General features: G+C 70.6%; 18 protein-coding genes. 9 read left to right on the top strand and 9 right to left on the bottom strand.

Features of this window, described 5'->3' with window-relative positions; all coding sequences use genetic code 11:
• Nucleotides 1-91 precede the first annotated feature (91 nt).
• Both WMR31_RS20745 and WMR31_RS20740 read left to right on the top strand, forming a co-directional pair.
• Nucleotides 92-559 carry a DUF4189 domain-containing protein gene (locus WMR31_RS20745; protein WP_340540806.1) on the top strand — a complete coding sequence of 156 codons (468 nt, stop codon included), beginning with the start codon at nt 92-94 and terminating at the stop codon, nt 557-559.
• An 86-nt stretch (nt 560-645) separates the two neighbouring features.
• The gene (locus WMR31_RS20740; protein WP_340540805.1) at nt 646-1674 is read left to right on the top strand and encodes a hypothetical protein; all 1029 of its coding nucleotides are present in this window, start codon (nt 646-648) and stop codon (nt 1672-1674) included.
• A 345-nt stretch (nt 1675-2019) separates the two neighbouring features.
• Here the strand turns inward: WMR31_RS20740 and WMR31_RS20735 are convergent, their stop codons facing one another.
• Nucleotides 2020-3192, bottom strand: a complete 1173-nt coding sequence (locus WMR31_RS20735) for a pyridoxal phosphate-dependent aminotransferase (protein ID WP_340540804.1) — start codon at nt 3190-3192, stop codon at nt 2020-2022.
• An 18-nt stretch (nt 3193-3210) separates the two neighbouring features.
• On the opposite strand from WMR31_RS20735, the gene pyrE reads away from it, so the two are divergent.
• Nucleotides 3211-3774 (top strand): orotate phosphoribosyltransferase, encoded by a 564-nt coding sequence (gene pyrE / locus WMR31_RS20730; protein WP_340540803.1) that lies wholly within the window; start codon nt 3211-3213, stop codon nt 3772-3774.
• A complete protein-coding gene (locus WMR31_RS20725) occupies nt 3771-4427 on the top strand; it encodes a DedA family protein (protein WP_340540802.1) in 657 nt (218 codons plus the stop codon). Before pyrE ends, WMR31_RS20725 begins: the two co-directional genes overlap by 4 nt.
• On the opposite strand, the gene WMR31_RS20720 is transcribed toward WMR31_RS20725, so the two are convergent.
• Nucleotides 4405-5130, bottom strand: coding sequence for a DedA family protein (locus tag WMR31_RS20720; RefSeq protein WP_340540801.1), 726 nt, complete (start codon nt 5128-5130; stop codon nt 4405-4407). The genes WMR31_RS20725 and WMR31_RS20720 overlap by 23 nt on opposite strands.
• A 67-nt stretch (nt 5131-5197) precedes the next feature.
• Here WMR31_RS20720 and WMR31_RS20715 point away from each other — a divergent pair, with 67 nt between their 5' ends.
• Nucleotides 5198-5893: a TrmH family RNA methyltransferase gene (locus WMR31_RS20715; protein ID WP_340540800.1), complete on the top strand. Its 696-nt coding sequence runs from the start codon at nt 5198-5200 to the stop codon at nt 5891-5893.
• Between the two features lie 69 nt (nt 5894-5962).
• Here WMR31_RS20715 and WMR31_RS20710 read toward each other — a convergent pair whose 3' ends face one another.
• The 3 genes from WMR31_RS20710 to WMR31_RS20700 are packed head-to-tail and all read right to left on the bottom strand — an operon-like array spanning nt 5963 to nt 7977.
• On the bottom strand, nt 5963-6469 hold the full coding sequence (locus WMR31_RS20710) for a SigE family RNA polymerase sigma factor (protein ID WP_340540799.1): 507 nt from the start codon (nt 6467-6469) through the stop codon (nt 5963-5965).
• A complete protein-coding gene (locus WMR31_RS20705; RefSeq protein ID WP_340540798.1) occupies nt 6466-7332 on the bottom strand; it encodes a hypothetical protein in 867 nt (288 codons plus the stop codon). Before WMR31_RS20705 ends, WMR31_RS20710 begins: the two co-directional genes overlap by 4 nt.
• Before the next feature lie 60 nt (nt 7333-7392).
• Nucleotides 7393-7977, bottom strand: a complete 585-nt coding sequence (locus WMR31_RS20700) for a hypothetical protein (RefSeq protein WP_340540797.1) — start codon at nt 7975-7977, stop codon at nt 7393-7395.
• A gap of 104 nt (nt 7978-8081) precedes the next feature.
• Here WMR31_RS20700 and fbaA point away from each other — a divergent pair, with 104 nt between their 5' ends.
• The 3 genes from fbaA (at nt 8082) to WMR31_RS20685 (ending at nt 11461) form a co-directional block, all read left to right on the top strand.
• Complete coding sequence (gene fbaA / locus WMR31_RS20695) at nt 8082-9110, top strand: class II fructose-bisphosphate aldolase (RefSeq protein WP_340540796.1); 1029 nt, start codon at nt 8082-8084, stop codon at nt 9108-9110.
• Nucleotides 9111-9242: 132 nt separating this feature from the next.
• Nucleotides 9243-10949, top strand: coding sequence for an alpha/beta fold hydrolase (locus WMR31_RS20690; RefSeq protein WP_340540795.1), 1707 nt, complete (start codon nt 9243-9245; stop codon nt 10947-10949).
• A 95-nt stretch (nt 10950-11044) separates the two neighbouring features.
• Complete coding sequence (locus WMR31_RS20685) at nt 11045-11461, top strand: DUF3151 domain-containing protein (protein ID WP_340540794.1); 417 nt, start codon at nt 11045-11047, stop codon at nt 11459-11461.
• A 141-nt stretch (nt 11462-11602) separates the two neighbouring features.
• On the opposite strand, the gene WMR31_RS20680 is transcribed toward WMR31_RS20685, so the two are convergent.
• The 3 genes from WMR31_RS20680 to WMR31_RS20670 all read right to left on the bottom strand — a co-directional run bounded on the left by WMR31_RS20680 (nt 11603) and on the right by WMR31_RS20670 (nt 15506).
• Complete coding sequence (locus WMR31_RS20680) at nt 11603-12643, bottom strand: type IV toxin-antitoxin system AbiEi family antitoxin domain-containing protein (RefSeq protein WP_340540793.1); 1041 nt, start codon at nt 12641-12643, stop codon at nt 11603-11605.
• A gap of 202 nt (nt 12644-12845) precedes the next feature.
• On the bottom strand, nt 12846-14555 hold the full coding sequence (gene lysS, locus WMR31_RS20675; protein WP_340540792.1) for a lysine--tRNA ligase: 1710 nt from the start codon (nt 14553-14555) through the stop codon (nt 12846-12848).
• A gap of 9 nt (nt 14556-14564) precedes the next feature.
• Nucleotides 14565-15506: a diacylglycerol/lipid kinase family protein gene (locus tag WMR31_RS20670; RefSeq protein WP_340540791.1), complete on the bottom strand. Its 942-nt coding sequence runs from the start codon at nt 15504-15506 to the stop codon at nt 14565-14567.
• A gap of 160 nt (nt 15507-15666) precedes the next feature.
• On the opposite strand from WMR31_RS20670, the gene WMR31_RS20665 reads away from it, so the two are divergent.
• On the top strand, nt 15667-16950 hold the full coding sequence (locus tag WMR31_RS20665) for an adenylosuccinate synthase (protein ID WP_340540790.1): 1284 nt from the start codon (nt 15667-15669) through the stop codon (nt 16948-16950).
• 72 nt (nt 16951-17022) lie between these two features.
• Here the strand turns inward: WMR31_RS20665 and WMR31_RS20660 are convergent, their stop codons facing one another.
• Entirely contained in the window at nt 17023-19119 is a 2097-nt protein-coding gene (locus tag WMR31_RS20660) for a serine/threonine-protein kinase (RefSeq protein WP_340540789.1), read from the bottom strand.
• Nucleotide 19120 lies beyond the last annotated feature (1 nt).

Genomic DNA, 19120 nt, shown 5'->3' with positions numbered 1-19120 from the left:
CTGGCGTCCTGATTGAGACGGGCGCATCCTGGGCAGGGTGCCGGATGGTCGGCACCCTGCCGCCCGGTCTTACACGGAAAGGACGCCTTTGATGCGCCGCCCCCACTTCCTTCTCCGCCGCCCGTTCGCCGCGCTGGTCCTCGCGATCGGCGCGGCGCTGGCGTTCTCGACCATGAGCGTGGGCACCGCGAGTGCCGCGCCGGCCGCTGACCGCGGCGGCCTCAGCAACGTCGCGAGCAAGGCCCCGGTCCGTTACTACGGAGCGATCTCGATGGCCGCCGACGGCGCCACCGGCGTCTCGTACGACTACCGCACCAAGAACGCGGCGTTCAAGCGTTCGCAGCGTGGCTGCAAGAGCCGCTCGGGCTACCCGCAGACCTGCACCAAGATCGTCTGGGTCTCCAACGGCTGCGCCGCGGTCTCGGCGAAGTTCAACAGCCAGGGCTTCGTCAAGCGTTACAAGTGGGCCAGCCGGGCGCGTACCGCCGCCGCGGCGAAGGCCGCCGCTCGCCGCAACTTCGGCGGCAAGATCGTCGGCTGGACCTGCACGACCCGCTGACCTGGTCCCACCGGGTCCGCTCGGCGTCGACCCTGCGTTGATCGGGTCCTGACGAGGGGCACCCACCCCTCTGGGAGACTGGTCGGGTGACCGACCAGTCTCCCGCCCGTCCGCGCCAGGTGGCGCTGCTCGCCGGAGCCGTCATGGTGGGCTCGGTCATCGTGCTGCTGCTCACCTTCGACCGGATGGCCGGGATCGGCTCGATCGAGACCCAGCAGTGGGCCTCCGACTTCGTCTCCAAGCCACCCGGCGACGGCCTGGGGCTCTCCGCCGACAACGTCCGCGGGATCCTCCGGGTCACCTACCTGGTCTCGGGAGCCACGTCGGTGGCCGCGGCCATCCTCGGCGGCTACCTCTTGCGTCGCTCCGCCGGCGCGCGCCTGGCCCTGACGATCATCGCCCCGGTGCTGGTGGTCTCCGCCTGGGCGACCGCCGGCTTCGCGGCCGCCTTGGTCGGTGCGGCCGTGGTGATGCTGTGGCTACAGCCGTCCCGCGACTGGTTCGCCGGACGGACGCCGACAGCACCGTCCGCACAGACTGCGGCGGGGTCGAGGGCCGCGAGCACTCAGGCTCGACACCCGGTCGCCGCGCGACCGGATCCGCCCGCGCTCGCCGCACCGGAGCGCGGATCCACCTCCACCCTGCAAGCGCCGCAGCCGCCGGCGCCGTACGCACCGCCGGTCCAGGCCCGGCCGCAGAGCGTGGTGACTGCGTGCATCGCGACCCTCGTGTGCTCGGCGGTGGTCGGTGTCGCGCTGCTCATCGGTCTTCTCGTGCTGATGCTCGATCGTGCTTCCTTCGAGCGGGAGGTCGAGCGCGAACTGGCCAGCAGCTCGGTCTACGACGGCCTGGATGCCTCCACGGTGATGGTGGCGAGCATCGTGATGCTGGTCCTCTTCGTCATCTGGGCGGCGGGCGCCGCCGTCCTGGCCATCTTGACGCTGCGCGGCAGCAGCGTCGCCCGGATCCTGCTGGTGGTCTCCGCGCTCGCCGCCGCCGCCGCGAGCCTGCTCGGCGTGATGGCGGTCGTCCCCCTGGCCATCACCGCGACCTGCGTCGCGGTGGCCGTCCTCCTGCTCCGTCGCGACTCCTCCGCCTGGTTCGCCGGCCGCTGAGCACCGCCGGCGGCCGTCCTTGCCGGCGTTTCCGAGGAAGGCTTGCGAGGTTTCGTCGGCGCCGGTCGGGCTCGTTCCTCGCCCTCCCGGCTTGCTCAACCTCCGGTGCCGTCGCGGGCTTGCTCAACCTCCGCGGACTTCCCCCGCCGCCGGAGGTTGAGCAAGCGAGCGCCAGCGAGCGCCGACGAAACCCCGGCACCCGCCGCTGCCAACGTTGGCGAGGTCGGTTGCGGGGTTTCGTCGGCGCCGACGAGTTCGTTCCTCACTCGCCGGCTTGCTCAACCTCCGAGGCTTGGAAGGGTTTCGGCTCGCCCGTCGCGGCCGTTCCTCAGCCGCGGGGCTCGCTCAACCTCCGGTGAGGTCGGCGGCCGAGAGGCGACCGACCGCCTCGCGGAGCACCTCGGGGCGTTTGCAGAAGGCCCAGCGGACCAGGTGCCGGCCGGGGCCGCGGGGGTCGTCGTAGAAGACCTGCTCGGGGATCGCGACGACGCCGGCCCGTTCGGGGAGCGCCAGACAGAAGGCCATGCCGTCCTCCCAGCCCAGGCCGCTGACGTCCGAGGTGGCGAAGTAGGTGCCCTGGGGCAGCGTGGTGGGGAGGCCCGCGGCGTTGAGCCCGGACACCAGGAGATCGCGCTTTCCCTGAAGCTCGGCGGCCAGGGCGGCCGGATAGTCGGGATGCGCGGTGAGGGCGTGCGCGACGGCGGGCTGGAGCGGAGCGCCGGAGGTGTAGGTCAGCCACTGCTTGGCTGCCACCAGATCACTCACCAGCCGCGCCGGCCCGCTCGCCCAGCCGACCTTCCAGCCGGTGAGCGAGTAGGACTTCCCGACACTGGAGAGGGTCAGGGTCCGCTCGGCCATGCCCGGCAGGGTGGCGATCGGCACGTGTCCGGGCCAGCCGGCGTCGTCGAAGACCAGGTGCTCGTAGACCTCGTCGGTGATCACGGTCAGGTCGTGCTCGACCGCGAGTGCGGCCACCGCCTCCAGCTCGGCGCGGGTGAGCACCGTGCCGGTGGGGTTGTGCGGGCTGTTGAGCAGCACGAACCGGGTCCGCGGGGTCACCGCCGCCCGGAGCTCGTCGAGATCGATGCGGAAGTCGGGCGCGCGCAGGGTGACCGGGCGCCGTACGCCGCCGGCCATCTGGAGCATCGCCAGGTAGGAGTCGTAGTAGGGCTCGAGCACGACCACCTCGTCGCCGGGCTCGACCAGCCCGAGCAGCGCGGCGGCGATTCCTTCGGTGCAGCCGGTCGTGACGGCGACCTCGGTGTCGGGGTCGACCTCGAGGCCGTAGTGGCGGTGCTGGTGCTCGGCCACGGCCGCGCGGAGGGCGGGGATCCCGATGCCGGGCGGATACTGGTTGGCGCCGCCGGTCACCGCGGCCACCGCGGCAGCCAGTACGTCGGCGGGCCCGTCCTCGTCGGGGAAGCCCTGGCCGAGGTTCACCGACCCGGTCCGCGCGGCCAGAGCAGACATCTCGGCGAAGACGGTGGGGCGGATCCCGGTCAGTCGTGAGGCTGGCATGCGACTAATCTGCCAGTCGTGACCACCACCGACGACTCCCTCGCCGCCGACATCGACGCCTGCTGTCGCCTCACCGGCGAGTTCACGCTGCGTTCTGGGCAGGTGTCGAACGAGTACTTCGACAAGTACCTCTTCGAGGCCGACCCGCTGCTCCTGGGGCGGGTGGCCCGCGAGATGATCCAGCTGGTCCCGCAGGACACCGAGCTGCTCGGCGGCCTGGAGATGGGCGGGATCCCGATCGCGACGGTCATCAGCGCGATCTCGGGGACGCCGGCCCTGTTCGTGCGCAAGGAGGCCAAGACCTACGGCACCTGCAAGCTGGCCGAGGGTCCGCCGTACGACGGCCGGCGGGTCACGCTCATCGAGGACGTCATCACCACCGGCGGGGCGGTCCGCGACGCCGCCCGCGCGCTGCGCGAGGGCGGGGCGATCGTCGACGTCGTGGTCTGCGCGATCGACCGCTCGCCCGCAGGGGAGAACCCACTGGCCGACGTCGGGCTCGAGGTGCGCTCGGTGCTCACCAAGGCCGATCTGGACGCCGTCCGTGACGGCCGCGCGGCCACCGGCGGAGGAGCCACATGAGGGTCCTGACCGCGGTGACCGAGGGCTCGCAGGACCTCGGCGGCGTCGCCGGCTGGGCCGTCGACATGATGGAGAAGCTCGGCGCGCCGGGCGCCGGCCTGATGGTCGCGTTGGAGAACCTCTTCCCGCCGCTGCCGAGTGAGATCATCCTCCCGCTGGCGGGCTTCACCGCCAGCCGCGGGGACTTCACTCTCGCGGAGGCGTTGGCGTGGACGATCCTCGGCTCGACCGTGGGAGCGCTCGCGCTCTACTACCTCGGCCAACTCTTCGGCCGCCAGCGGATGTACTGGATCTGGGAGCGGCTGCCGCTGGTCAAGACCGAGGATCTGGAGAAGACCGAGGCGTGGTTCGGGCGCCACGGGCGCAAGGCGGTGTTCTTCGGCCGCATGATCCCGATCTTCCGCAGCCTGATCTCGGTGCCGGCCGGCATCGAACGCATGCCCATGCTGCAGTTCCTCGGCCTCACCTTCGCCGGGAGCGCGATCTGGAACACCGTGTTCGTCGTCGCCGGCTACCAGTTGGGCGAGAACTGGCACCGCGTCGAAGGCGTCGTCGGCACCTTCCAATGGGTCGTGATCGGTGTGGTGGCCGTTGCGGTGATCGGATGGGTGATGGTGCGGGTGCGGTCGATCAGGACACAGCGTCAGGAGTGACCTTGGACTCCGGGGCCTCGGAGTCGCGCTGCTCCTTGGCTTCCGCCCGCAGCCGCTTGCGACGGTTGTGGTGCCACTCCCACAGGATCGGCACAGCGGTGAAGGCCAAGATGGCCATGATCGCCAGGTCGATGTTGTGCTGGAGCCACGGGACGTTGTCGCCGAGGAAGTAGCCGACGAGGGTGATGGAGGAGGTCCACAGCACGCCGCCGATCAGGCTCCACGCATAGAACGTGCGCCTTTCCATCTGCGTGATCCCGGCGACCACGGTGACGTAGGTGCGCACGAAGGCGAGGAAGCGTCCGATGACCAGGGCCTTCTTGCCGTGCTCGTCGAAGAACGCCTGGGTCTTGTCCAGGTGTTTGCGCTTGATGATCCGTCCGTCGCGGCGACCGATGCGGGTCCCGAGCCCGCGGCCTATCTCGTAGCCGACCACGTTGCCCGCCCACGCCGCCGCCGTCAGGCAGAGCAGCGCGAGGCCCATCTCGACCAGCCGCGACCCAGGAAACACATCGATCTCACCGGTGGCGATGAAGATGCCGAGCGCGAACAGCAGCGCGTCGCCGGGAAGGAACGGGAAGAACAGACCGCACTCGACGAAGATGATGAGCAGGCAGACCCAGAAGAAGACCGCGCCGAACTCGGCCAGGAGCCACTGCGGATCCATGAAGTCGAGGCCGAAGAGCATCGGGAACAGGTCCACGCGCAAAGATTACCTTCCGGGTGAGCGGCCCACGACCGCCGTCGACCCTGGTCCTACCCTGATCCGGATGAGCGAACCGCGGGCCCCTTACGACCCGATGCCGCACGGACCGGCCGAGGTGGGTGTCGGGCCGTGGCAAGGTCCACCCCCCACCGGTCCGGGGAGCGAGGTCTACGACGCCGACCTGCTCGCGGGCGGCGACCGCCGCAACGTGGTCGACCGCTACCGCTACTGGTCGGTGGAGGCGATCCGAGCCGACCTCGACCTGCGCCGGCACGACTTCCATGTCGCGATCGAGAACTGGCAGCACGACTTCAACATCGGCACCATCGTCCGCTCCGCCAACGCCTTCCTCGCCGCCGAGGTGCACATCGTCGGAAACCGCCGCTGGAACCGGCGCGGGGCGATGGTGACCGACCGCTACCAGCACGTGCGCCATCACCCGACTGCTCTGGACTTGGCGGACTATCTCACCGACCGGCCCGGCGGCGCGGTGCCGGTGTGGGGGATCGACAACCTGCCGGGCTCGGCCCATCTGGAGTCTGAGGTGCTGCCGCGGAGGGTGTGCCTGCTGTTCGGCCAGGAGGGACCAGGGCTATCCGAGGCCGCGCGCGAGGCCTGTGCCGGCACGTTCTCGATCGCCCAGTTCGGCTCGACCCGCTCGATCAACGCCTCCGCCGCCGCCGCGATCGCGATGCACACCTGGATCCGCCAGCACGCCGACCTCGCCGGCGACGGCGAGGCTGCCGCGTGGCGGGGATAGCCGGCGTCGACGTCCGACTACCGCCCGGGCCTGCCCGCACGTGGAGTCACCCACGTGCGGGCCGATCGGTCAGGTACGGGTGAGGTCGGCCTTGAGGGCCGTCACGCCGCGGGAGGTATGACTCTTCACCGTCCCGGTGGAGATTCCCAGGTCCTGGGCGGTCTCCTCGACCGAGAGCCCCAGCCAGTGCCGGAGCAGCACGCACTTGCGTTGCATGACCGGCAGGCCTTGGAGCGCATCGAACAGCTCGCTGCGCTCCTCGAGCGGCAGACCCTGCCGCTCGACCGCGTCGCGGCCGTCGAGGCCGTGGGTCTCCCGTCGGCGCCACGCCCGGCGGTGCTCGTCGATGTCGGCGCGCACCATGATCCTGCGGACGTAGGCCTCCTCCCGCCCGTCCCGGCGCAGCCTGGGCCAGGCGACGTAGAGCTTGGTGAGCGCGGTCTGGAGCACGTCCTCAGCACGGTTCCAGTCACCGCACACCGCGTAGGCGATCCGGCGCAGGTGCTGCTGGCGGGCCGCGACGAACTCGGTGAACTCGCGGTCGCGGTCACTGAGCGTGCTGTGGTGCCCACTCACCGCAGCCCCTCACCCCCACCGACCTGCGCGGTGACGTAGGCGATGAAGTCGTCCATCGTCTTCCCTCCCACGCTTCCGGAGACCGGGAAGATCCTCGGCGGGTTCTCCGGCCAGGCCATGATCCACCAGCGGTTGCCCTCGAAGGTCACCAGCGCCGCGACCGTCGAGCCGTCGGGATCGGTGTAGTCGGGGATCATCACGCCGCTGCGCTGCTCGAGGATCTCGACGCCGTCCAGTGGCACCAGGGAGCCGTCCTTGGCGAAGCGCACCAGCTTCAGGCCACCCTCGCCGATCTGCACGGCGACCTGATCGTCGACCCACAGGTCGAGGGTCGCGAAGGCCTTGCGCGCGGGGTCGGTGCTCGCCGAGGAACCATCGGGGCCGGTCTCGAGCAGCGTCCAGAGCTCCTTGCCGTGCGTCCTGTAGGACACGCCCATCGAGTACTCCGGAGGCTGGGCGCCGAGCGGGTTGTTGATCTGCTCGATCACCTCCACGCCGTCGCGGACCAGCAGCGTTCCGTCGGAGGAGAGCCCGACGTCGTCGCCGTTGGCCGGCTGCTCGGGAGCGGGAGGCGTCGGGGCGGGGCTGTCGGACTCGCTGCCGTCAGCCGAAGGTTGGGTGGCCGGTGCGACGGTCTGTGGGCTGTCCTTGCCGTCGCCCATGCCCGAGGTGATGGCCACGCCGGTCACGGCTACCGCGGCGACCGCGAGGCCACCGACCGCGGCACTGGCGATCCGACGCCGGCGCAGGGCGCGCTGCCCGGAGCGCAGGTGCTGGTCGACCGGCGTCAGGGCCGGGCCGTCGCCGATGGCGGTGTCGATCCGGTCGAGCTGGGGGAACTGGGAGGCGTTGTCGTCAGTCATGCCAGGGATACGGATGCCAGGGGTGCCCGGTTGTCATGGGCGCACGATCGATTCTCAGCGTCAGCCTTGCAGCTCGTCGTTGAGGACGATCGTGAACCCGAACTCCGCGAGCGGGCCCAGGTGGGGCTCGAGGATCTTCTTGGTGGAGGCGTCCTCCCAGATGACCACCCAGTCGTCGTCGGCGACCTGGCCGACGGCGAAGCTCTTGAGGTACTCGTCGGTGGCGTCCTGCTCGGTCGACCAGCGCTCGGTGAGGGTCGGGTCGGTGGCGAAGCGCGCCCCTTCGACGTAGCTGAAGTTCTCGCCCTGGGTGAACTGGCCCGCGCAGTAGAACCCGTCGTGCGCGCCCTCGCCGAAGCGGACCTCGGGGGAGTCCTCGTTGACCGTGTACGGCTGGTCCGCGGGGCACACGGCGGCGATCCACTCCTCGGGCGTGCCGGTGACGAAGTCGCCGGACTCCTCGCCGCCCTGGGACGACGCGTCGGCGTCCGGGGAGGTGCTCGACGAGGAGTCACCACCACCGCCGGCGCCGTCGTCACCGTCGTCGCTTCCGCACGCGCCGAGCGCGAGTGCCGCCAGCATGACGGTGACGGCGAGAGCGGCGGGGCGAGGACCCCGGGCGTTGGTCGTGGTCGGCAGGGTCATGGTGGTCCTCGGATGGTCTCGGGCAGGCACGCGCGGATCTCGCCTACGCAGCGGTAGGCACTAGGGTCTCAAACGAGAACCAGAGAGCCCCGGAGGAGCCCCGAATGCCGATCGCCACCCCCGAGAAGTACGCCGAGATGCTGGACGCCGCCAAGGCGGGCTCGTACGCCTTCCCGGCCATCAACGTCTCGTCGTCCCAGACCCTCAACGCCGCGCTGGCCGGCTTCGCCGAGGCAGACAGCGACGGCATCATCCAGGTGTCCACCGGCGGTGCGGAGTACCTCTCCGGGCCCACCGTGAAGGACATGGTCGCGGGGTCGGCCGCCTTCGCCGCCTACGCGCGCGAGGTCGCCAAGAACTACCCGGTCAACATCGCCCTGCACACCGACCACTGCCCCAAGGACAAGCTCGACGGGTTCGTCCGGCCGCTGCTCGACCTCTCGATCGAGCGGGTCAAGGCCGGCCAGGACCCGCTGTTCCAGTCGCACATGTGGGACGGCTCGGCGGTGCCGCTCGACGAGAACCTCGCGATCGCCGAGGAGCTCCTCGAGAAGTGCCGCGCGGCCAACATCATCCTCGAGATCGAGGTCGGCGTCGTCGGCGGCGAGGAGGACGGCGTCGAGAACGCCATCAACGAGAAGCTCTACTCCACCCCCGAGGACGCCATCGCCACCGCCCGCGCTCTCGGCTACGGCGACCGCGGCTACTACATGACCGCGCTCACCTTCGGCAACGTGCACGGCGTCTACAAGCCCGGCAACGTCAAGCTGCGTCCCGAGGTGCTGCGCGAGGCCCAGGCCGCCGTCGTCGAGGAGTTCGGGCTGGAGAAGGACAGCAAGCCCTTCCACCTGGTCTTCCACGGCGGTTCGGGGTCCTCGCCCGAGGAGATCGCCGCCGCCGTCGACTTCGGCGTGGTGAAGATGAACGTCGACACCGACACCCAGTACGCCTTCACCCGGCCGGTCGCCGGCCACATGTTCACCAAGTACGACGGCGTCCTCAAGATCGACGGCGAGGTCGGCAACAAGAAGGACTACGACCCGCGGGCCTGGGGCAAGGCTGCCGAGGCCGGCATGGCCGCCCGCGTCGTCGAGGCGTGCGAGAACCTGCGCTCGGCCGGCAAGTCCCTCTGATTCCTCACGCCGGGTCGTCGTCTCGAGACGACGACTCGGCTTGCATCGCGAGACAGGGGCGCGTCGGGGGTTGACGGCAGCGGTTGAGGACCGAGGATGGGTCCACAGTCCTCGAGCCTCGGGAGCGCGCCCATGCGTCGAACGATCGCCCTGTCCGTCCTTGCCCTCGCGGCCAGCGCCTTGGCGGTGGTGCCGCCGGCGGCGGGTGATCCGCCCGAGCCGCAGGCCGGGCCGGCCGCGGGCGTGGTCGGCCAGGCGCGCGGGACGAGTGAGGGCGCCAAGGTCGCCCGCGCTCCGCTGCCCAAGATCGATTGGAAGAAGTGCGACGGCGTGCCGCCGCGCCTCGCCCGCAGGGCGTCGTGCGCCGAGGTGCGCGTGCCGCTGGACTACGACGACCCGCGCGGCGCCACCACGAAGCTGCTGGTGACGAAGATGGCGGCAGCCAAGCCCGGACGTCGGATCGGCAGCCTGTTCGTGAACCCGGGCGGCCCCGGCCAGTCCTCGGCCTCCTTCGCACTCGGCGTGGGGCCGGTGCTCGGCAAGCAGGTGAACAACCGGTTCGACGTCATCGGAATCGACCCGCGTGGGGTCGGTGGGAGCGGCTCGACGCTGTGCGCCGGACGTCTGGACTACCCCGACGAGTTCTTCGGCTTCCCGATCAACAAGCGTCAGTCGCGAGCCCAGATCCGCTACGACAACAGCGTGCGCAAGGCCTGCCACAACAAGCGGACCCCGCTGGTCGACCACGCCAGCACCGCCGACGTCGCCCGCGACATGGAACTGATCCGCCGGGCGATCCGCGAGCCGAAGCTCACCTACTACGGCATCTCCTACGGCAGCTACCTCGGCTCGACCTACGCCGCGATGTTCCCGAACCGGATCCGCGCGCTGGTCGTCGACGGCGTCCTCGACCCGGTGGCCTGGTCGACCGGTGGACCGCTGCCCACCAAGCGCCCGCTCACCTACCGCCTCGGCAGCGGCAAGGGCGCCTACGAGGCGCTGACCGCGGCGTGGACCGAGTGCGATCGCGTCGGCAAGACCCGCTGTGCGCTCGCTCCGTCGTCGCTGACCAAGTGGCGGCAGGTCCTGCGAGCGGCGCGACAGGGACGCCTCACCGATGGCGAGGCGTCACTCTCCTATCAGGATGTCGTGTCGATCGCCCTCAGCAGCCTCTACGGCCCTGACTACATCCGTCCGCTGGCGAACTTCGTCAACGACCTGGACTCCATGCTCAAGGCCCGTGCTCGCTCCAGCCACCCGCGGCGCGCGGTGGACGCCTCAGCCCTCCCCGACTACCGCCAGCTGATGAAGATCCGTGCCGAGCGGGAGAAGGCCGGGCCCTACACCGCTCCGGGGTTCACCGCCGACCGCGCCGCGGCCCAGCGGTGGAGTGCCTACGTCCAGTTCGAGTCGGTGCTGTGCAGCGACGGCCGCAACCCGCGCTCGCCGAAGGCCTGGATCAAGACCTCGCGCCTGGCCGACCGGACCCAGCCCTGGTTCGGACGTTCGTGGACGTGGAGCTCCTCGGCCTGCGCCAAGCGCGGCATCGGCGACTCCTCCGACGCCTTCCGCGGCCCGTGGGCCGGCACCAAGACGTCCTACCCGCTGCTGGTGGTGGGCAACACCCACGACCCGGCTACGCCCGTGCGCGGTGCCCGGAAGGTGAACTCCCTGTTCAAGGACTCCGCCTTCGTGCTCTACGACGCGTGGGGTCACGGCGCGCTCGGGGGCGCCCCCTGCATCCGCGACACGATGCAGTCCTATCTGGTGAACCGGACCGTCCCGCCGAACGGGAAGGTCTGCAAGGACCCGAAGTCGATCTTCCCGAAGCGGGGCTGATCCAGCCCGCCTGATCGATATCTCACCGACCGGCCCGTCCCACCGCGTGTGGGGCGGGCCGGTCGCATGCGGGCGTCGTCGGCGATGATGGGGGCATGACATCCTTCGGTGACCTGATGGCCGGCCCGCCCCCCACGCACCTGCCGCCCGACCCTGCGGCCGACGCACTCGCCTCCGGCACCGCGCCGATCGACGTCGTCCGCGACTTCCCGGCCTCGCCGGTCGCCTGGGCCGCGCTGGCCTCCCAGGCCGTGGCCGACGACGTCGACGCGGTCACCGTCTACGCCTACGCCCGCGTCGGCTACCACCGCTCCCTCGACCTTCTGCGCCGCAACGGCTGGAAGGGCCACGGGCCGGTGCCGTGGGAGCACGAGCCCAACCGCGGCTTCCTGGTCTGCCTCTCCCTGCTCGCGAAGGCCGCCCGCGCCATCGGCGAGGACGACGAGTGGGAGCGGTGCTCTCAGTTCCTCCGTGAGTCCAGCCCTACGGCCTACGACGAGCTGCTCGGGTGAGGTCTGCTTGTTACTGACCGTTGTGACTTGTTACTGACCGTCGTGACCTCTGACCTGCTCTTGTAAGCGCAGGTCAGTAGTAACAACGGTCAGTAACAAGCGGCGCCAGACCTGCGCGAACTCCCTGCTGCCGCCCACCGATCAGCTCGCTCGGTCGCGCCATCCGAGACGGTCCCGTAGTCGAGCGGCCTGGGCGGCGAGCCTCGGTGCGAGTTCTGCTCCGAACCGGGTATGGGTCACTTCGTACTCGGCGCGCAGCCGCTTCAGTGCCGCAGACCGCTCGGCGCCCCAGAAGTCGCCATACAGGATCTCGGAGACGCCTAGACCCTGCGCCCGGACCATGCGCGATCGCTTCTTCTCCTCCCACACGACTTCGCTCACCGGGCGTTCCGCAAGACCGCCGGCGGCTGCCGGGACGTACTTCATCCGACCATGCACCTCGAACACATGGTTGCCGACCCGCAGGTCGCACCAGACGACCCGACCGTCATCGAGCAGGACCGGGAACTGGACGTCGACCGGCCCGATCCCGAGCTCCTCGACGAGGTCGCGCCCGAGAGTCTCCGCCGGGCTCTCCGCTCTCCCGTCGGCACGCTCGACCGTGGCGCGGACGGTGCGGACCCCCGGCCAGTAGGCCATCGGAAGGTAGGCCTCCATGAGCGCGGTCCTCGGCACACCGTTGCGCAGGGCCCAGTCACAGGCGATCAGGCCCGCGAGCTCGCCGTGCTCGCGCGCGAGGTCCACGGCGGTGCGCGCGATGTCGAGGCGGCGCAGGCCGTCCTCGCCGATGACGAGGTGCCGCTGGTCGAACCAGGCGTAGTGATGACTGACGCCGGCACGCGTCCAGGCGCTTCCGTAGCCGGGCCGGGTGATGTGGACTCTGCTGGTGGTGGGGTCGAGCAGCGGCATCGACGTCTCCAGCGCCGCCGAGTCGTGGCTGAGGACCCAGCCGCGGTTCAGCGTCTTCACTGCCGCCCTGATCCGCAGGCGCGGCCGCCCGACGTACGGATCAAGACTCGCCCAGAGGTCGCCGTCGACGTAGACGCCTCGCCGTTCGGCGACGATGCTGCCGGCGGTGAGGAGCTCGGTGATCCGGGACGGCGACAGGCCGGCGTCGAGGAGCTCGCTGCGCGCGACCACACCGTTGTTCGCGGCCAAGATCTGCCGAAGTCGTGAGTACATGCGCGGCACCGTGCCGTGTTGACGCCGTCTCGAAACCTGTCGCGCTTGAGCCTGTGGACGACCGCCTGTGGGCGAGTCGGCAGCGCGCTTGTTACTGACCGTTGCGACCTCTGACCTGCTCTTGCAAGAGCAGGTCAGAGGTAAGAATGGTCAGTAACAAGCCTTCCGAGCCGAGCTCCCAAACCCTAGAGACCCCAGCCGGTCAGGGCGAGGTGAGGAGACCGCGCACCCGGTCGGCGCCGAGAGCGAGGAACAGCGTGGGGAGGCGCGGGCCGCGATCGGCGTCGACGAGGAGCTGGTAGAGCAACCGGAAGAAGTCCTTCTGGTCGGCCTTCACCTGGTCGGTGGGGGCGTCGTCGAGGCCGAGCCCTCGCGCCAGCTTCGGGACGCCGTAGATCAACGAGGTGATCTCGGCCTGGTCGAAGGTGTCGGGCAGCCGGTCCAGCAGCTGGGCCAGCCACAGCTCCTCGTCCTCCGACAAGGCGGCCAGCCGCTCGACGTCGGGCGAGTCCCGCACGGTCGTGCGCTCGGACGCCGGCAGGTCGGCCGTCCAGGCCTGCGCCTTGTCCAGCCGCGGCTCGAGGTCGGCGACGCCGTCGTGGGGGTAGCCGGAAGCGGCCACGGCCGCGGAGATCAGGTCGGGGGAGCCGGCCGTCACGTCGGCCACCGACGAGAGCAGCCGGAAGGGCACCACCACCGGCGAGGTGGGCAGCCGTCCGGCGGCGGCGGTCGACGAGGCTCGCTCGTAGGCGAGCACCTGGGCGTCGCGCTTGGCGGGGTCGGCGGCCTTGCGGCCCAGGGCGTCCCACTCGTCGTAGAGACGCACGACCTCGGCGCCGAAGTCGACGTCGAAGGCCTGGCGCGGCTGGCGGCGCGCGTATAGCCAGCGCAGGATCGGCGCCTCGAGGATCCGCAGGGCATCGGTCGCCGTCGGGACGCCGCCCGCCGACGACGACATCTTCTGCACGCCGGCGAAGCCGACGAAGGCGTAGGCGACGTACGAGGGTGCGCGGAAGTCGAAGACGCGCTTCACCAGCTCCTTGCCGACGGTGTAGGAGGAGCCGGGCGTGGAGTGGTCGAGGCCGCCCGGCTCGAAGTCGACGCCCTCGTAGGCCCACCGCATCGGCCAGTCGACCTTCCACACCAGCTTGCCCTCGTGCTCGGTCGCGACGTTCGTGACGCCGGTGAAGCCGCACGAGGAGCAGGTGTAGGACAGGTCGGTGGTGTCGTCGTCGTAGGCGGTGACCTCGACGGTGTCGCGGCCGCACTGGCGGCAGTAGGGCTTGTAGGGGAAGCGGGCCAGCGAATCGGCCGACCCCGAGCCCTCGTCGTCGTCGGCCACCGAGTCGGCCAGCGCCGCGGCCTCCTGCTCGCTCTCGGCGACCGGCTCCGCCTTCTTCGTGCGGTGCTTGGCCAGCACCTCCTCGATGACGTCGCGATGCCGGATCGCGTGCAGCACCTGCTCGGTGTAGGCGCCGGCGCGGTACTGCTCGGTCTGGGAGATCTCGACCATCTCGACGCCGAGCTCGGCCAGCGCGGCCTGCAGCGGCGCCTTGAAGTGCTCGGCCCAGGACTCGTGGCACTCCCACGGGTCGGGCACCGCCGACAGGGGGCGTCCGATGTGCTCGGCCCACGACGGGTCGACACCCGCCGGAACCTTGCGGAACCGGTCGAAGTCGTCCCAGCTGTGCAGGTGCCGTACGGGGATCCCGCGGCGCCGGATCTCCTCGGCCACCAGGTGCGGGGTGAGGAACTCGCGCAGGTTGCCCAGGTGGATCGGACCCGACGGGCTCGCTCCCGAGGCGCAGGTGATCAGCTCGGCGCCCTCGCCCGCGTGCCGGATCGCCTCGTCGGCCGCCCGGGTCACCCAGTCGGTCGGTTCGCCCTGACTCTGCTTGGATCCGCGTGCCACGGGGTCACGCTAACGGGTCTGCTCGCCCCGCGACGGCCTGGGCAGGAGCATCGAGTACGCCGCGGGCAGCAGCCGCCAGGAGCGTCGTTGCTCGGGACCGCTGATCTCGCCGTCGGCGCTGATCCAGAACTCCTCGCCGGTGACGGTCACCTGGGAGCCCCGCAGGTAGTCGACCTCGTCCTGCTCGCGGTGGGAGCCGCGCCCGAGGTGCACCGCGTAAGCCAGCCGGGCGATCGGTCCGACCGCCCGCGAGATCATCACGTCCAGACGCCCGTCGTCGGCCTCGGCGTCCGGCGTGAGCTCGGTACCCCCGCCCACCGACGAGCCGTTGCCGACCGCGACCTGGAGCACCGGCGTGTCGACGTCGCACACGACGTCGCCGTCGACCTCGATCCGCAGCCGCAGGACCGGAGGGTTCACCGCGGTGATCGCGGCGCCGATCGGATAGCCCAGCTTGCCGAGGTTGAGCCGACCCACCCCCAGGGAGCCCAGCCGTTCCTTCCAGCGAGCGCCCCGGCGGCTGGCCGCGGCGCCGGCGCCGACGTGCACGTTGTTGACCACGACCTGGCCGAGCTCGTCGACGATCAGGTCGAGCTCGCGTGGGCGGCCATCGAGGATCACCCGCGCGGCGTCCTCGATGTCGAGCGGGATGCCGAGGCCGCGGGCGAAGTCGTTGCCGGTGCCCAGCGGCAGCAGCCCGAGGGTGTTCTTCCCGAGCTCGTGGCGCCGGTGCAGGGCCGAGACGACGGCGTGCAGGCTGCCGTCGCCGCCGGCCACCACGATCGTGCGTGATCCGGCCCGATGGAGGACGCCGTCGAGCTCGCCCGGTTCGGAGGTCGCCTCCACCTCGATCGATCGATGCGGACGAAGGATCTCCAGCGCGAGCTCGAGGCTCTCCTCGTCGGCGGTGCCGGCGTCGCTGTTGGTGATGACCAGCAGGGGATCGTTCATGGGGTCATTGTGCCCGTGCGGATTCGTCGAGTCCCGCCTATGCCGCCCTCCTTGGTACCGTGAGGCCGCAAGAGGCCCCAGCGCATCGTGCGCGGGGCCTTGCCTTTTCGTCACGGGGCCCGTGCGTCACGCGGGTGGCACCACCAGGAGCGGAGTACAGATGCCGGCGATCGCGATCATCGGGGCCCAGTGGGGCGACGAGGGCAAGGGCAAGGCCACCGACCTGCTCGGCAGTCGGGTCGACTACGTCGTGAAGTTCAACGGCGGCAACAACGCCGGGCACACCGTCGTCATCGGCGATGAGAAGTACGCGCTGCACCTGCTGCCCAGCGGCATCCTGTCTCCCAACTGCACGCCGGTCATCGGCAACGGCGTCGTCGTCGACCTCGACGTGCTCTTCGAGGAGCTCGACGGCCTCACCGCCCGGGGCGTCGACGTCAGCAAGCTGAGGATCAGCGCCAGCGCGCACGTGATCCCCAGCTACAACCGCGCCCTGGACAAGGTGACCGAGCGCTTCCTCGGCTCCCGCCGGCTCGGCACGACCGGTCGCGGGATCGGCCCCACGTACGCCGACAAGATGAACCGCATCGGGATCCGCATCCAGGACCTCTTCGACGAGAGCATCCTGCGCAAGAAGGTCGAGGGTGCCCTCGACCTGAAGGGTCAGATCCTCACCAAGGTCTACAACCGCCGTGCGCCCGAGGTCGACGAGATCGTCGGTGAGCTGCTCGCCCACGTCGACCGGCTGCGGCCGATGGTCTGCGACACCGGCCTCTTGCTCAACCAGGCGCTGGTCCGCGACGAGATCGTGCTGCTCGAGGGCGGCCAGGCCACCCTCCTCGACGTCGACCACGGCACCTACCCGTTCGTCACGTCGTCGTCTGCCACCTCGGCCGGGGCGTGCACGGGTTCGGGCATCCCGCCCAACCGGCTCGACCAGGTCATCGGGATCATCAAGGCCTACACCACCCGCGTGGGCGAGGGTCCCTTCCCCACCGAGCTGTTCGACGACGCCGGCGCCCACCTGAGCAAGATCGGCGCCGAGTTCGGCGTCACCACCGGGCGCGCCCGCCGGTGCGGCTGGTACGACTCGGTCATCGCCCGCTACGCCGCGCGGGTCAACGGCGTCACCGACTTCGTGCTCACCAAGCTCGACGTGCTCACCGGCTTCGACCAGGTGCCGATCTGCGTGGCCTACGAGGTCAACGGCGTCCGCCACGACGAGATGCCGGTGAACCAGTCCGACTTCCACCACGCCGTCCCGATCTACGAGTACCTGCCGGGCTGGTGGGAGGACATCTCCGAGTGCCGCACCTTCGAGGAGCTGCCGGCCAACGCACGCGCCTACGTCGAGCGGGCCGAGGAGCTCTCCGGCGCCCGGATCTCGGTGGTCGGGGTCGGCCCGTCGCGCGATGCCACGATCGTGCGGCACGAACTGCTCTGAGCCGAGCCTGCCCGTCCCGCACCCGCCCATTGGAAGGTGACCCGTCCGCTATAGCTGACGGGTCAGCGCGGATCAGTTCAGTTCCTGGCTCATGATGCCGCGCAGCGAGACGCCGTCGAACGGGGCACTCCACCCGGGCGCCCGGGAGAAGGCGGTTCCGTCGTTGAGGTAGACCGTGGCGATCGTGACGAGGTCCTCGCCGCCCTGCGTCGTCGTGCTGACGATCGCGAGGTCGTCGAAGCCGTTGCCGTCGAAGTCGGCGGTCGCGATGCCTTCGGTGAGCGGCCCGAAGTCGCTCTCCTGCTCCAGCCAGGCGGTCTGGTCGAAGGACGTGCCGTTCCACGACCAGACGTCGATCGTCGGCGTGCCGAATCCGGTGGACACCAGCTCCTCGGTGCCGTCGCCGTCGACATCCGCGACCGCCATCTCGAGCGACGCCCCCTCGAGCTGATCGACGACGGAGAACGGTGGTGAGGTGGGTCCGAAGGAGCTGCCTTCGGACCTGAGCACCTGCGCGGTCCCGCGAATGGGGTTGTAGTTGACCAGGTCGGCCCGGCCGTCGTCGTCGACGTCGAGATAGAACGAGGCGCTGGTCGACAGACTGCCTGAGTACCAGGTCTGGACGGCGCCGAAGACCCCGGTCCCGTCACCGAGGGCGACGTCGACCTGATGCTTGAGGTACTCGTCGTCGGCCTGCCCGGCCAGGGCCGTGGCGAGGATCAGGTCGCGGTTGCCGTCGCCGTCGGCGTCGGCCAGCCCGACCTGGGTGTCGCCGATCCAGCGGTTCATCGACTCCGGCACGGTCAGCGGCGAGACCGGCGCTCCCGGCTCGGCCAGCGACACCGCGAGTCGGGGAGGCTCGCCCTCGAGCCGGATCACGTCGGTGACGCCGTCGTTGTCGACGTCTCCGGTGAGCGTGGAACCGCTGAAACGGCGGACCTTCTCGGGCGCCTTGAAGGCGGAGCCGGTGGAGTAGAAGACGGTCGTGGTGGCGTCGCCGAGGTAGGCGAGATCGCCGGTGCCGTCGCCGTCGAGGTCCCCGCGAGTCGGGCGACCGGCCGCGACCGGGGCGCTGCTGGTCTGGGTCGGCGCCGGCTCGGCGGCCGGGGGAGGGTCGGCTTCGTCGCCGTCACCGTCGCCGCCCTGGGTGAGCACCACGGTCAGTGCGGTCGCGGCCACCACGGCTGCGACGCCGGCGAGGACGGCGACCTTCCACCGGTGTCGGTGAGGGCGTTGCGACGGGTCGGTGGTGTGCGGCCGGGCGACCGTCGTCGCCGCTCCGGTGGCGGGAGGGGCGGACGCCGCAGGCGCAAGCCCGTTTGAGGGGAGCCCGGCGAGCGAGCGGAGATCGTCGCGCAGGACCGAGGCGGTCTGGTAGCGCTGGTCGGGGTTCTTGGCGAGGGTGCCGGCCAGGATGCGGTTGGCGTGGTGGGAGAAGGCGTCGGTGCCGGGCAGGCGGGGGACGGGTGCGTCCTGGTGGGCCAGCGCGATCTCGACGTCGGTGCCGTCGTAGGGCGGTCTGCCGGTGAGGGTCTCCCAGAGCAGGCAGCCGAGGGCGTAGAGGTCGCTGGCGACGGTGGCCGGTGCTCCAGCGATGCGTTCGGGGGCCAGGTAGCTCCAGGTGCCGGTGACGGCGCCGGGTTCGGTGTACCCGCTGGGCGCGGCGTCGGTGATGGCGATGCCGAAGTCGCACAGGTAGGCGTGCGGACGGTCGTGGCGGTCGTCTCGCAGGAGCACATTGGCGGGTTTGACGTCGCGGTGGATGACTCCGGCGCGGTGGGCGTCGGTCATCGCGTCGGCGACCTGGGCGCAGATCTCGGCGGCCAGAGCGGGTGGGAGGGGGCCGCGGTGCCGGAGGAGACGGCCGAGGTCGCCGCCGGCGGCGTACTGGGTGGCGATGTAGGGGACGCCGTCGTGGAGGCCGTGGTCGAAGATCTGGATGACGTGGGGCGATTGGAGGCGAGCGAGGGTGGCGGCCTCGCGGTGGAAGCGCTCGAGGAAGCCCGGTGACTTGGCGAGGTGGCCGAGCATGGTCTTGAGGGCCACGCGACGGCCCAGGCGCTGGTCGGTGGCGACGTAGACGACCCCCATCCCGCCCAGGCCGAGGAGTGAGTCGATGCGATAGGGCCCGAACTCGGCACCGGGGCCGAGCTGACCCGAACGGCTCACC

It is taken from the genome of Nocardioides epinepheli (genome assembly GCF_037936805.1).
Taxonomy (GTDB): Bacteria; Actinomycetota; Actinomycetes; order Propionibacteriales; family Nocardioidaceae; genus Nocardioides.
The sequence above is the reverse complement of the archived record's forward strand: the minus strand, read 5'-3'. Positions and strand labels throughout refer to the sequence as shown.

What these genes read in the sequence shown, in the direction of transcription:
- WMR31_RS20665 (WP_340540790.1), top strand. Translation starts at nt 15,667, where the DNA reads ATGCCGGCGATCGCGATCATCGGGGCCCAGTGGGGCGACGAGGGCAAG.
- WMR31_RS20705 (WP_340540798.1), bottom strand. Translation starts at nt 7,332, where the DNA reads ATGACTGACGACAACGCCTCCCAGTTCCCCCAGCTCGACCGGATCGAC.
- WMR31_RS20745 (WP_340540806.1), top strand. Translation starts at nt 92, where the DNA reads ATGCGCCGCCCCCACTTCCTTCTCCGCCGCCCGTTCGCCGCGCTGGTC.
- fbaA (WP_340540796.1), top strand. Translation starts at nt 8,082, where the DNA reads ATGCCGATCGCCACCCCCGAGAAGTACGCCGAGATGCTGGACGCCGCC.
- WMR31_RS20735 (WP_340540804.1), bottom strand. Translation starts at nt 3,192, where the DNA reads ATGCCAGCCTCACGACTGACCGGGATCCGCCCCACCGTCTTCGCCGAG.
- WMR31_RS20685 (WP_340540794.1), top strand. Translation starts at nt 11,045, where the DNA reads ATGACATCCTTCGGTGACCTGATGGCCGGCCCGCCCCCCACGCACCTG.
- WMR31_RS20715 (WP_340540800.1), top strand. Translation starts at nt 5,198, where the DNA reads ATGAGCGAACCGCGGGCCCCTTACGACCCGATGCCGCACGGACCGGCC.
- WMR31_RS20725 (WP_340540802.1), top strand. Translation starts at nt 3,771, where the DNA reads ATGAGGGTCCTGACCGCGGTGACCGAGGGCTCGCAGGACCTCGGCGGC.
- WMR31_RS20680 (WP_340540793.1), bottom strand. Translation starts at nt 12,643, where the DNA reads ATGTACTCACGACTTCGGCAGATCTTGGCCGCGAACAACGGTGTGGTC.
- WMR31_RS20700 (WP_340540797.1), bottom strand. Translation starts at nt 7,977, where the DNA reads ATGACCCTGCCGACCACGACCAACGCCCGGGGTCCTCGCCCCGCCGCT.
- WMR31_RS20670 (WP_340540791.1), bottom strand. Translation starts at nt 15,506, where the DNA reads ATGAACGATCCCCTGCTGGTCATCACCAACAGCGACGCCGGCACCGCC.
- WMR31_RS20690 (WP_340540795.1), top strand. Translation starts at nt 9,243, where the DNA reads ATGCGTCGAACGATCGCCCTGTCCGTCCTTGCCCTCGCGGCCAGCGCC.